Origin of the sequence: Achromobacter deleyi (genome assembly GCF_013116765.2) — a bacterium.
GTDB classification, from domain to species: domain Bacteria; phylum Pseudomonadota; class Gammaproteobacteria; order Burkholderiales; family Burkholderiaceae_B; genus Achromobacter; species Achromobacter deleyi_A.
Genome location: NZ_CP074375.1, coordinates 2,574,048 through 2,586,297, shown reverse-complemented (window position 1 = coordinate 2,586,297; position 12,250 = coordinate 2,574,048). Strand labels below are relative to the sequence as shown.

The following is a 12,250-nucleotide window of genomic DNA, read 5'->3' as shown; positions in this document are numbered from 1 at the left end:
GTCGCCTACGCCCGGGGCATCCACGAGCCATGCAGGCCGGCCGGCACGCGGCGCGGCAGGCTGACCTGGGCGACAGGACCCGCCGCCAGGTCGCGGGCGTCCAGGGCGATGAATCGTCCGCGCTCGTCGTGTTCGGCATGGATGAACGACAGAATGTACCCGTCCGCTTCACCGGCGCCTTGCGGATCCGCCGCGAACACGGGTTCGCACGCCGTCTGCCCGGCGGGCAGGCGAAATACCGTCTTGGCGCCCGTGGTCATGTCATAGCGCGCAAAGGCCTCGAAAGCGCCGGGCTGCGGCGTTTCGCCCGGGCGCGGGTCGCGCAGGCCCACATAGCAGTAGCGCGCGCGCTGGCCCAGCCAGGCGTCGTTGATCCGTCCGAATTCGCAGGGATGGACGTCCAGCGCCTGGTCCTCCACGCGGCCGCTGCCGGCATGGATACGCAGACGGTGCAGTTCCAGGCGCTTGCGCGCGCCCGGCCCGTAGCCGTCATGCCAGGGCATCACTGCCTCGATCACGTCGCCGGTCGCGTGGGCGTTGGCGATGTGCCAATTGAAAAACGGGTCTGTCTCGATCCACCGGATCTGTCCAGGGTCCGTGCAATCGCGCGGGACGAGCAAGATGCGCGTGCCACGCTGCGGCTCCCAGGCGGGCGCGGCAGGGCCGCGGCTGAAGTCGAACACCAGCGGGCACAGGAACGCCAGCACATGGGTGGGCGTTATGGCGATGTCGTGGATCAGTCCCGGCCATGGCGAGGCAAACCGCAGCTGGCGGTCCACCTGGCCGCCGGCGTTCACCCGCAGGTACTCCAGCGTTCCCGCGGCGAGATCGTAATTGAGCGCCAGCATTTCCCCGCTGAGCGGATCGACCTTGGGATGCGCCGACAGCGAACCCGCCAGTCTGCCCTGGAAGGTGTGCGGCCCGATCGTGGCCAGGGCATCGTCCATTGCATAGGGGCCGCCGCCCTCGTACAGCGCAAGAATCTTGCCGGCATGGCGCAGGACGTTGGTATTGGCCAGGTTGGCTTGCGGAGGAGGGGCGAAGGTGGGGTTGTAGATGCGGTGGCCGGCCTGCCGCTCTTCCTGCAGTTCGCGGGTCAGCACCCAGCGGTTCCGGTAGCGCGCGCGGCCGGCGTCCAGATACAGGGCATGGATCATGCCCGTGCCGTCATACGGGTAGGCGTAGCCCGGGCCGGGTTCAAACTGGGGATTCGGACCGTTGCGCATGAATACCCCGCTCAGGCAGGCGGGCAGTGTTCCGTCCACCTGCAGGTCCGCATCGTCGCGTTCGTCGAAGACGGGAGCAAAGGCGTTTGTAAGCGCCGGGTTATCGCTGTGCCATTGCATACGGCCTCCAGGGAGGCGTGCCGCCTCCGGAATGGTGGAAGGAGGAACGCCATCTTCCCTTGGGAAGATTCGGGCAGAACGCGATCGCCCGTCAAGATGCCTGGGTAGGGGAAAGATGTAAGCGGGCTTTGCCTAGTCCCGCCTGCCTGTCAGCCCAGCCGTTTGCGGAACATCTCGCGAAGCATCTCGGCGCCGCTGACCAGGGTGATCCCCGCCAGCACCATCGCCGCGCCGGCCACGAAGCCCGCATCCAGCGGCTCGTTCAGGATCAGCACGCCGAAGCTCACGCCGAACAGCGGCGTCATGAAGGACAGGATGGACAGGCGTGATGCCAGGTAGCGGCGCAGCAGCCAGAACCACGCCAGGTAGCTGGACAGTGCGACCACCACCGACTGGAAGGCCACGCTGAGCACCGCTGCCTGCGTGAACCGGATGCCGTGATGGCCGGTGGCCACGGCAAAGGCCAGCAGGCCAACGGAGGCCACGGCCATTTGATAAAGCAGGGTCTTGGCGGGAGCGGCTTCCGACAGCGAGGTCTTGCGGATCGCCACGGTGGTGGCGCCCCATAGCAGGCCCGCCACCAAGCCCATTGCGTCGCCCAGCAGCATGTCGCTGGCGCCGGGCTGGCCGGGTTGCTGGCCGCCCTTGCCCAGGAACGCGACGGCGATTCCGCAGAACGCGACCGCCACGCCCAGCCACTGCAGCGGCTTCATGCGCTCTTCGGGCAGCAGCCAATGCAGGCCCAGCGCCGCAAAGATGGGCGCCGTGTACAGGAACACGGACATGTGCGAGGCCGTGGTGTAGACCAGCCCCTGGGCGACGAACAGGAATTCGCCCGCGAACAGCAAGCCCACGATCAGGCCGGGCAGGGCGGTGCCGTCGCTGAAGGCGCGCAGGCCTTCGCGCCGCCATACCACCACGGCCAGCACCAGGGCCGCGAAGGTCGAACGCAGGCCGATCTGCATGATGGGCGCCACGTCGTCGGCCACCAGCTTGATCGCGATCTGCTGGAAACCCCAGCACACGCACAACAGCAGCATGGCGCTGGTGGCCAGCGTATCCAGCGGCTGGCGCAGGGGTTTCGCGGCCGCGGCGGTCACGGCAGTTCGGCGGGGTAGCTGTCCAGCGCCAGGCCGATTTGCTGGCGCAGGTCCCATTCCGCCAGCGTGGATTGCACCGGGCCGAAGAAAGCGCCGTCGCGGGTGACGAACATGGCGGGCAGGTGGAAGACTTCGTAGCGCTCGACCAGGCCGCGGTTGTCGCCCGCGTCCACCCAGCACACGCGTTCCACGGGCAACTCCAGCGCGGGCAATTGCTCGCGCGCGACGCGGCAGGTGCCGCAGGTGCGGCTGTGAAAGACCAGCAGCGATAGGCCGGGCGCGTCCAGCAGGTAGCGGTCGGCGGTGCTGTCGTTGAGTTCTATCTGTTCCATGGGTTTTCTGACCTCAGGCGCCGCGCAGCACGCGGTCCAGCTCCAGTACCGACTGATACAGCACACGGGTCCCGTCCAGCAGCTGGGCGGGTTCGATCCATTCTTCCGGGCAGTGGCTGCGGCCGTTCAGGCAGGGGATGAAGATCATGCCGATGGGGCCGGTGGGCGCCATGTACACGGCGTCGTGGCCCGCGCCGCTGGGCAGCCGCATCGATGCATAGCCAAGCTGGTCGGCGGCGGCCTTGACCGCGTCCATGACCAGCGGCGAACAGTCCGTGGGCTGGGCGCGGCTAAGTTGCGAGAAGCCGGCCGTCAGGCGCAATGCCTTCAGGTCGTCGGCCACGCCGGCCATCAGGGTTTCAGGGAAGGCGTCCAGCACGGCGTTGCTGTCGCTGCGCATCTCCAGCGTCAGCTCGACGCGGCCAGGCACCGCGTTGGCGGCGTTGGGCGTCATGGACAGGCGGCCCACGGTGGCCACCACGTAGTGCGGATTGCCGCTGGCGGCGCTGGCCTGGCGGCTGGCGGCGTCGATGATGCGCGCGGCGCCGACCAGCGCGTCGCGGCGGATGTCCATGGGCGTGGTGCCCGCGTGGTCGGGCTGGCCTTCCACCACGATCAGCACCCGGCGGATGCCGACGATATTGGTGACCACGCCGATCGGCAGCTTGCGGCTTTCCAGCACGGGGCCCTGTTCGATGTGCAGTTCGACGAAGGCGGCGGTCTCGCCCTTGCCGCGCAGCGGCACGCTCAGCGCCGTCGGGTCGCCGCCGATGCGGGCAATGCCCTGGGCCAGCGTCTCGCCGTCCGGGTTGCGGGCGGCCAGCATGTCGGCGGTCAACTGCCCGCACAGCGCGCGGCTGCCCACGCAGGAGATGCCGTAGTCGCTGGGTTCCTCGGACAGGAAGTCGATGACTTCGAAGGGGTGGTCGAGTTCGATGCCGTGTTCGCGCATCGTGTGCGCGACTTCGATGCCGGCCAGCACGCCGATGATGCCGTCGAAGCGGCCCCCGCTCATGACGGTGTCGCAGTGCGAGCCGGTGGAGATCGGTTTGCGCGACGGGTCGCGCCCGGCGCGCGTGCCGACCAGGTTGCCGCCCGCGTCCAGGCGCGTGGCCAGCCCGGCGGCCTCGAACTCGCCGCGCAGCCAGGCGCGCGCGTCGTCGAACAGCGGCGAGAACGCGCGGCGCGTCCAGGGCATGTCGGGCAGGGTGAACTTGGACAGGGTTTCAACGCGGGCCCAGAGGCGCTCGGCGTTCAGGGGAGGGAAAGTGGACGGTGTTGCGTGCGGCATGAGACTTCCTGAAGATGCGCCCTGGATTATGGCATCAATGGCGGCGATGCCTCGTGGCGCATTGTTCCAGGAAGACCGCCCGGCTGCGCGGCCCGTTCACACAAAAGAGGCCTCGAACACGTCCTAGCTTGCCTGGCGCCAGGAGGGCTCGCGTTTTTCCAGGAAGGCCGTGACGCCTTCCTTTGCCTCATCGGTGCTACGGATGGCCGCGATGCGTTCGACGGTGTCGGCGATCAGGCCGGCATCCATGGGCCGGCCTGCGAAGTCGCGCACCAGCCGTTTGCTGGCCTGCACGGCGCCGGGGCCGTTGGCGCATAAAGTGCGGCAGATCGCCTCGGCCGTGTCGTGCAGCTGCGCGGGCGGCGTGACTTCATGCAGCAGCCCCAGCCGCAGGGCGGTGGCGGCGTCGAACCGCTCCGCCGTCAGGAAGTAGCGGTTGGCGGCACGTTCACCCATGGCGCGGATCACGTAGGGGCTGATGGTGGCGGGCAGCAGGCCCAGCCGGGTCTCGGACAGGCAGAAATGCGCGGTGTCCGCCGCGACGGCGATGTCGCAAGCCGCCACCAGGCCCATGCCCCCCGCATAGGCGTCGCCGTTGACGCAGGCCACGACCGGCTTCGGGCAGGCCCAGATCGCATGCAGCATGTCCGCCAGCCGCGTCGCGTCGGCGCGGTTTTCGGCGTCGGTCAGCGTGGCCATCTTGCGCATCCAGTTCAGGTCGCCGCCGGCGCAAAAAGCCTTGCCCGCGCCGGTCAGCAGCAGTACGCGTACCTGCGGGGCCGCCGCGGCCTCCTTGACCGCGGCCGTCAGCGCCGCGATCAGGGTGTCGTCGAATGCGTTGCGCATTTCGGGGCGGTTCAGCGTAAGACGGGCGATGGGGCCGTCCAGGGCGAGGTCCAGCGGTGCGTTCAGCGTCATGTGTCGCCTCCTGTTTTATTGACCATGGCTCAATTGCTGCGCCGAGCCGATGGAATGATTCTATGGGTAAAGTTCCAATCGGGTGATTCAAACGGAAAGAATATTGAGTTATCCTCAAAAAAAATGGAGAGAGACATGAGCGAGCAAGCACGCGGCCCGGCCGCCGATCAGCGCTACGCGTCAGTATTCCGCCCCGGCCTGTTCGATGGCAAGACCATCCTCGTGACCGGAGGCGGCAGCGGCCTGGGCCGTTGCACCGCCCACGAGCTGGCGGCGCTGGGCGCCGGCCTGGCGCTGGTGGGCCGCAAACTGGAAAAACTGCAGGCGGCCGAACAGGAGATCGTCCGGATCTATCCCGAGGCGGCCGGGCGCGTCAGCCTGCACGCCTGCGATATCCGGGACGAGGCCGGCGTGCGCGGCGCGGTGGCGGATGCGCTGACCGCGCATGGCGCGATCGACGGGCTGTTCAACTGCGCGGGCGGCCAGTTCCCCGCGCCGCTGGACCGCATCAGCTTCAACGGCTGGAACGCCGTGGTGCAGAACAACCTGCACGGCACCTTCCTGATGGCGCGCGAGGTCTACACGCAGCATATGCGCCAGCACGGCGGCGCCATCGTGAACATGCTGGCCGATATCTGGGGCGGCATGCCGGGCATGGGGCATTCGGGCGCGGCGCGCGCCGGGGTGTGGAACCTGACCGAGACGGCCGCCTGCGAATGGGCGCATGCCGGGGTGCGCGTCAACGCCGTGGCGCCGGGCTGGATCGCCTCCAGCGGCATGGACAGTTATGACGATGATTACCGCGCGGTGCTGCGCGAGCTGAAGACCAAAGTGCCGCTGCAACGCTTCGGGACCGAGGCCGAACTGGCCGCGGCGGTGGTGTTCCTGCTGTCGCCGGCCGCGGCGTTCATCAATGGCAGCGTGATCCGGGTGGATGGCGGCGTGCCCAACGCTCGGCATTCCTGGACCCTGCAGCCCGCCGAGCGCGTCGAGGTCTACAGCGGCTTTCCTCAGTACGCCCCGCCGTCGTTGTTTTCGGAAGACTGAAGGCGATGCAGGGCGTCTTGCACCTCGCCGCGGAATTGCGCCAGCGCCAGCGCGTTCTGCCGCGGCGGCTGCAGGGCCTGCCACAGAAAGCCGACCAGGTGGTCGGCGGTGGCGGCCACGTCGCCGCGCGCGCCGCGCAGGATGGCGTCCCACAGCACGTGTTCCATCGGGCCATAGACCGCCGACCGCAGCAGCCGCAAGGGCATGTCCTGGCGTATGTCGCCGTCCGCCTGGCCTTGAGCCAGGATGCGCATCAGCGGCGCGGTGTAGCGGCGCTGCAGCTCGGCGTAGATCTCGCCGAAGTCATCGTTGCGCGCGCGGCCTTCGGACAGGATGAACGCGCACAGGCCAGGGCCCTCGGCCAGCAGGTGGCGCAGATGCGTGTGCACCAGGTAATGAAGCTGGGCCCGCGCGCCGTGCACGTGCGGCAGGTTGTCCTCCACCTTGGCGATGATTTCGTCGTACCAGTCGCTGATCACCCGCACGCAGAGTTCGCGCTTGCCGCCAAAGTAGGTGAACACGGTCGCTTCCGATACGCCCAGCCGCTGCGCGATCTCGGTCGTGGTGGCCGCCTGGAAGCCGGCTTCGGAGAAGACCTGGCGCGCAACGCGCAGGATGTCGCGGATGCGTTGTTCGGACTTGGCGCTGGCCGGCGGGCGGCGCATCGGGACGGCGGAGGTGTTTTCCATGCAGGCCTGAAGGGGAGGGAGGGTGGGGGGTGTTCTCGCCGCGGCTGCCCCCTAGGGGACGGCAAGCACGCAAAACGTGCGCGGCGCAGGGACCCCCGTATCGCCGTGCGGGCCTTATTATTGAGCCAGGGTCAAGTTCGTGGCAAGGCGGCCGGGGGAACCCGCAGCCGCGCAGCCGTGGCGCTGAAGCGCTGAATTGAGCGCCCTGGATTACCCAGACATAACAACATCAGAGACAAACCATGCTGTCCAGAGCCGAATCCTATACGCAGCTCGTGTCCCAGTTCCAATGGCAGGTGCCGGCGGCCTACAACATCGGCGTCGACGCCTGCGATAAATGGGCAGACGGCAGCGGCCGCCTGGCGCTGATCTACGAAAAGAGCGACGGCGCGCAGACGCGCTACACCTTTGACCAGATCAAGTCGCAGTCCAACCGGCTGGCGCACAGCCTGGAGCGCCACGGCATCAAGCGCGGCGACCGCGTGGCGATCTACCTGCCGCAGGCGCCGGAGACCGCGGTGACGCACATTGCCGTCTACAAGATGGGGGCGGTGGCGGTGCCGCTGTTCACCTTGTTCGGCGTGGACGCCATCCAGTACCGGCTGGCCAACAGCGGCGCGGCCGCGCTGGTGACCGACGCGGAAGGCTGCCGCAAGCTGCTGGAGATTCGCGCCAGCCTGCCCGACCTGAAGGTGATCTATTGCATCGACGGCGGGGACGAAGACGGCGCCGCGCTAGAGGGCGCCGTGCCGTTCCATCCGGCGCTGGCGCTGGAGTCGGACGCCTACGAGCCGGTGCGGACGGCGGCCGACGATCCGGCCGTCATCATCTATACCTCGGGCACCACCGGCAAGCCCAAGGGCGCGCTGCACGCGCATCGCGTCCTGCTGGGGCACCTGCCCGGCGTGGAGATGTCGCACGAGTTCTTTCCGGAAAACGCCGCGCTGATGTGGACGCCGGCGGACTGGGCCTGGATCGGAGGCCTGCTGGACGTACTGCTGCCGGCCTGGCACCACGGCGTGCCGGTGCTGGCCCGGCGCTTCGAGAAATTCGATGGCGCTTCGGCCCTGGAACTGATGGCGCGCCACGGCGTGACGCACACCTTCCTGCCGCCCACCGCGCTGAAGATGATGCGCGGCTGCGCCTGGCCCGAGGGCGTCGGCCCGCGGGCCTTGCGCTCGGTGGCCAGCGGCGGCGAATCGCTGGGCGCGGAACTCATAGACTGGGGCCGCCGCGTGCTGGGCGTGACCATCAACGAGTTTTATGGCCAGACCGAATGCAATATGCTGGTGTCCTCGTGCTCGTCGCTGTTCGATCCTTCCGTCGGGGCCATAGGCAGGGCCGCGCCGGGCCACCGCGTCGCTATTGTGGATGAACAGGGCGCCGAAGTGGCGGATGGACAAGAGGGAAACATCGGCGTACAACGGCCGGACCCCGTCATGTTCCTGGGCTACTGGAACAATCCGGAGGCAACCGCCGAGAAATTCGTGGGAGACTACCTGCTGACCGGCGACGTCGGCGTGCGCGACGCGGAAGGGTTCATACGCTTTGTCGGCCGCAACGACGACGTCATCACCAGCGCCGGCTACCGCATCGGCCCGGGGCCCATCGAGGACTGCCTGATCGGCCACCCCGCGGTCCGGATGGCGGCGGTGGTGGGCGTGCCGGATGCCCAGCGCACCGAGATCGTGATGGCCTATGTGGTGCTCAACGAGGGGTTCGAGGGCGACGAGGCGTTGGTGAAGGCGCTGCAGGCGCATGTGCGCACCCGCCTGGCGGCGCATGAGTACCCGCGCGCGATCCGCTTTGTAACCAGTTTGCCGACCACCGCCACCGGCAAGATTATCCGCAAGGAGTTGCGCGACGGAAGTTATGCTTGAGCGGTCTCACCCGGTGACAATCTCCTCCATGAGGATGGGTTGACGGGTTGCCCCGCGCTGCAAGTATGATGGCGCAAATTGCATACGGCCCCAGTCCAATTGGGGCCGTATCACCATTAGCCTTAGTATGGAGATAACCCCAATGAATAAGCCTTTGGACGGGGGATTGGCAGCCTTGAACGTGCCCGCGTACGTCAAGCATCGCGGACTGATCGACTGGGTGGCCAGCTTCGTCGCGCTGGCCAAGCCGGACCGCGTCGTGTGGTGTGATGGTTCGCAGGAAGAGTACGACCGCCTTTGCGAACAAATGGTCCAGTCCGGGACCATGCGCAGGCTGAACCCCGCCAAGCGTCCTAATTCGTTCCTCGCGTGCTCGGATCCGTCTGACGTTGCGCGGGTCGAAGACCGCACCTTCATCTGTTCGGACCGCGCCGAAGACGCCGGCCCCACCAACAACTGGGCCGAGCCCGCCGAAATGCGCGACACGCTCAACGGCCTGTTCGACGGCGCCATGCGCGGCCGCACCCTGTATGTGGTGCCGTTCTCGATGGGTCCGCTGGGCTCGGATATCGCGCACATCGGCGTGGAGCTCTCCGACAGCCCCTACGTGGCCGTCAACATGCGCATCATGACGCGCATGGGCAAGCAGGTCTATGACGTGCTGGGCACCGACGGCGACTTCGTGCCGTGCCTGCATTCCGTGGGCAAGCCCCTGGCCGCCGGCGAAGCCGACGTGGCCTGGCCGTGCAACCCCACCAAGTACATCGTCCATTTCCCCAAGACCCGCGAAATCTGGAGCTTCGGCTCGGGCTACGGCGGCAACGCGCTGCTGGGCAAGAAGTGCTTCGCGCTGCGCATCGCCTCCACCATGGGGCGCGACCAGGGCTGGCTGGCCGAACACATGCTGATCCTGGGCGTTACCTCGCCCAAGGGCCGCAAGTACCACGTGGCCGCCGCATTCCCGTCGGCCTGCGGGAAAACCAACTTCGCCATGCTGATCCCGCCGCAAGGCATGGACGGCTGGAAGGTCACCACCATCGGCGACGACATCGCCTGGATCAAGCCGGGCGCCGACGGCCGCTTGCACGCGATCAACCCGGAAGCCGGCTATTTCGGCGTGGCGCCGGGCACCAGCGAGCAGACCAACTTCAACGCCATGGCCACGCTCAAGGCCAACGTCATCTTCACCAATGTGGCGCTGACCGACGACGGCGACGTCTGGTGGGAAGGCATGACCGACACCCCGCCGGCGCATCTGATCGACTGGCAGGGCCAGGACTGGACGCCCGCCATCGCGCGCGAAACCGGCCGCAAGGCCGCGCACCCGAACGCGCGCTTCACCGCGCCCGCCGCGCAGTGCCCGTCCATTGATCCCGAATGGGAAAATCCCAAGGGCGTGGTCATCGACGCCTTCATCTTCGGGGGCCGTCGTTCCACCACCGTGCCGCTCGTCACCGAAGCGCGCAACTGGGTGGAAGGCGTCTACATGGCCGCCACCATGGGTTCGGAAACCACCGCCGCCGCCGCAGGCCAGCAAGGCGTGGTGCGCCGCGATCCCTTCGCCATGCTGCCGTTCTGCGGCTACAACATGAGCGACTACTTCGGCCACTGGCTGAAGCTGGGCAAGCAACTCGAGGCCGCCGGCGCCACCTTGCCGCGCATCTATTGCGTCAACTGGTTCCGCAAGGGTCCGGACGGCAAGTTCGTCTGGCCGGGCTTTGGCGACAACATGCGCGTGCTGCGCTGGATGCTGGGCCGCATCGACGGCCAGTCCAAGGGAGTGGACCAGGTGTTCGGCATTTCGCCCAGCTACCAGGACATCGACTGGACCGGCCTGGAATTCAGCCCGGACAAGTTCGAACAGGTCATGTCGGTGGACGCCGCCGCATGGCGCGACGAACTGGCGCTGCACCAGGAACTGTTCGGCCAGCTGGCCCAGGGCTTGCCCGAGGAACTGCCGGCCACCAAGTCGCAGATCGAAGGGCGCCTGGCGGCCTGACGCCGTAAGGCCGTCGCCCAGGAAAACCCGCCTGCGTTTCGCGCAGGCGGGTTTTTTTTGAATGGTCGGAAAGTCCTGTCCCCACGAGGCTGTGCGCTGAGTGGGGATTGTGCTTTCTGGGAGACCCTCACGAACTCGCGGTGTTGGCCAGGTAGTGGCAATTCATGCACGCCACCGTCGGGCGGATAGGAGCAGGGTTGGTATGGTGTACCCGTTACGGGTATAGTCAAGGTGCAACCGGCATGAAAGTCCTCAAGCGGTTGCAGTTCGCGGGGAAGGTGTTTCTGCAATTATCGGCACAGGACTTGTTAATGGCATTCCAGATTGGCGTCCTGTTGGAGGTGTACTGTGACGAGCAAACTGATTGAGTCCCTGCGCGGCGACCTGGCCGCGCTGCAGGATGCGGGAGCGATCGCCAAGGTGACGATGCGCGAGTTCGATGCGATATGCCCGCCTCCCGTGCGGGACTTCAGCGCGACCGACATCAAGCGGCTGCGCGAAAGACTGAAATTCAGCCAGCCGGTGTTCGCGCTGTACTTGCACACCACCGCGTCCACGGTGCGCAAGTGGGAGCAAGGCGACACCCGTCCTACCGGGCCGGCCCTGAAGTTGTTGAACATCATCGCTGACAAGGGCTTGCAGGCCATCATCTGACGATTGCGGAAGTGAAGGGCGCCTCTCCGGACGACACAATCCCGGCGCTCAAGCCGTCTCGTTGGCGCCGATGCCGTCCAGTGCGGCGGCCACGGCGTCGGGCAAGCGCAGCGTCGCCGCGGCCAGGTTCTCGCGTAGATGGGCAAGCGTAGAGGTGCCGGGAATCAGCAGGACGTTCGGCGAGCGGCGCAGCAGCCAGGCAAGCGCCACCTGCATGGGCGTCGCGCCGATCTGCCTTGCCGCGTCGGACAGGATCGACGACTGCAGCGGGCTGAATCCTCCCAGGGGGAAGAACGGCACGTAGGCGATGCCGTCGTGATTCAGGTCGTCGATCAGGGCGTCGTCCGCGCGGTGCGCCAGGTTGTAATGGTTCTGCACGCAGACAATCTCGCAGATGCCGCGGCCTTCGGCGACCTGCCGGGCGGTGACATTGCTGAGTCCGATGTGCCGGATAAGGCCCTGGCGCTGTAGTCCGGCCAGGACCTTGAGCGGGGCTTCGATCGAACCTTCGGCCGGGCCGTGGGTGTCGAACATGGCGCGGAGGTTGACCACGTCGAGCACGTCGCGCCCCAGGTTGCGCAGATTGTCATGCACGGCGCGCGTCAGCATGTCGGACGAGAAAGCGGGGTTCCACGATGCGTCATCGCCGCGCACGGCGCCGACCTTGGTCACGATCACGAGATCGTCCGGATACGGCGCCAGCGCCTCGCGGATCAACTGGTTGGTGACGTGGGGGCCGTAGAAATCGCTGGTGTCGATGTGGTTGACGCCGGCGGCCACGGCCTCGCGCAAGACCGCAAGCGCGGCGTCGCGATCCTTGGGCGGGCCGAATACGCCTGGGCCGGCCAGCTGCATTGCGCCGTAGCCCAGTCGTTTGACCTGTTGCGTGCCCAGGAGGTAACTGCCGCTTTCGTCGATGATGGACATGGTTGTTTCTTCCAAGTGGTGTCGGTATGGTCTGGACGATAGACGGTCTGGGCCGCTTTGATAATCC

11 protein-coding genes are annotated in these 12,250 nt (G+C 67.1%); 4 read left to right on the top strand and 7 right to left on the bottom strand.

Annotated features, from left to right (window positions below; genetic code table 11):
* Window positions 1–5: 5 nt before the first annotated feature.
* From HLG70_RS11570 to HLG70_RS11550, 5 genes are all read right to left on the bottom strand, one after another.
* A complete protein-coding gene (locus tag HLG70_RS11570; RefSeq protein ID WP_171664538.1) occupies window positions 6–1,346 on the bottom strand; it encodes a carotenoid oxygenase family protein in 1,341 nt (446 codons plus the stop codon).
* A gap of 149 nt (window positions 1,347–1,495) precedes the next feature.
* Window positions 1,496–2,386 carry a DMT family transporter gene (locus tag HLG70_RS11565; protein ID WP_171664677.1) on the bottom strand — a complete coding sequence of 297 codons (891 nt, stop codon included), beginning with the start codon at window positions 2,384–2,386 and terminating at the stop codon, window positions 1,496–1,498.
* Window positions 2,387–2,442: 56 nt separating this feature from the next.
* On the bottom strand, window positions 2,443–2,778 hold the full coding sequence (locus HLG70_RS11560; protein ID WP_171664537.1) for a thioredoxin family protein: 336 nt from the start codon (window positions 2,776–2,778) through the stop codon (window positions 2,443–2,445).
* A 13-nt stretch (window positions 2,779–2,791) separates the two neighbouring features.
* Complete coding sequence (locus tag HLG70_RS11555; protein WP_171664536.1) at window positions 2,792–4,069, bottom strand: Zn-dependent hydrolase; 1,278 nt, start codon at window positions 4,067–4,069, stop codon at window positions 2,792–2,794.
* A 123-nt stretch (window positions 4,070–4,192) separates the two neighbouring features.
* Window positions 4,193–4,987, bottom strand: coding sequence for an enoyl-CoA hydratase/isomerase family protein (locus HLG70_RS11550; RefSeq protein WP_171664535.1), 795 nt, complete (start codon window positions 4,985–4,987; stop codon window positions 4,193–4,195).
* A 135-nt stretch (window positions 4,988–5,122) separates the two neighbouring features.
* Here HLG70_RS11550 and HLG70_RS11545 point away from each other — a divergent pair, with 135 nt between their 5' ends.
* Window positions 5,123–6,034, top strand: a complete 912-nt coding sequence (locus HLG70_RS11545) for an SDR family oxidoreductase (protein ID WP_171664534.1) — start codon at window positions 5,123–5,125, stop codon at window positions 6,032–6,034.
* Here HLG70_RS11545 and HLG70_RS11540 read toward each other — a convergent pair.
* Window positions 5,998–6,723: a TetR/AcrR family transcriptional regulator gene (locus HLG70_RS11540; protein WP_171664533.1), complete on the bottom strand. Its 726-nt coding sequence runs from the start codon at window positions 6,721–6,723 to the stop codon at window positions 5,998–6,000. The genes HLG70_RS11545 and HLG70_RS11540 overlap by 37 nt on opposite strands.
* Before the next feature lie 242 nt (window positions 6,724–6,965).
* Here HLG70_RS11540 and HLG70_RS11535 point away from each other — a divergent pair, with 242 nt between their 5' ends.
* The 3 genes from HLG70_RS11535 to HLG70_RS11525 all read left to right on the top strand — a co-directional run bounded on the left by HLG70_RS11535 (window position 6,966) and on the right by HLG70_RS11525 (window position 11,256).
* The gene (locus HLG70_RS11535) at window positions 6,966–8,603 is read left to right on the top strand and encodes an acyl-CoA synthetase (protein WP_171664532.1); all 1,638 of its coding nucleotides are present in this window, start codon (window positions 6,966–6,968) and stop codon (window positions 8,601–8,603) included.
* A 142-nt stretch (window positions 8,604–8,745) separates the two neighbouring features.
* Entirely contained in the window at window positions 8,746–10,602 is a 1,857-nt protein-coding gene (locus tag HLG70_RS11530) for a phosphoenolpyruvate carboxykinase (GTP) (RefSeq protein ID WP_171664531.1), read from the top strand.
* Between the two features lie 348 nt (window positions 10,603–10,950).
* Window positions 10,951–11,256 (top strand): helix-turn-helix domain-containing protein, encoded by a 306-nt coding sequence (locus tag HLG70_RS11525; RefSeq protein WP_171664530.1) that lies wholly within the window; start codon window positions 10,951–10,953, stop codon window positions 11,254–11,256.
* Between the two features lie 48 nt (window positions 11,257–11,304).
* Here HLG70_RS11525 and HLG70_RS11520 read toward each other — a convergent pair whose 3' ends face one another.
* Entirely contained in the window at window positions 11,305–12,183 is an 879-nt protein-coding gene (locus tag HLG70_RS11520; protein WP_171664529.1) for an aldo/keto reductase family oxidoreductase, read from the bottom strand.
* Window positions 12,184–12,250: the final 67 nt, after the last annotated feature.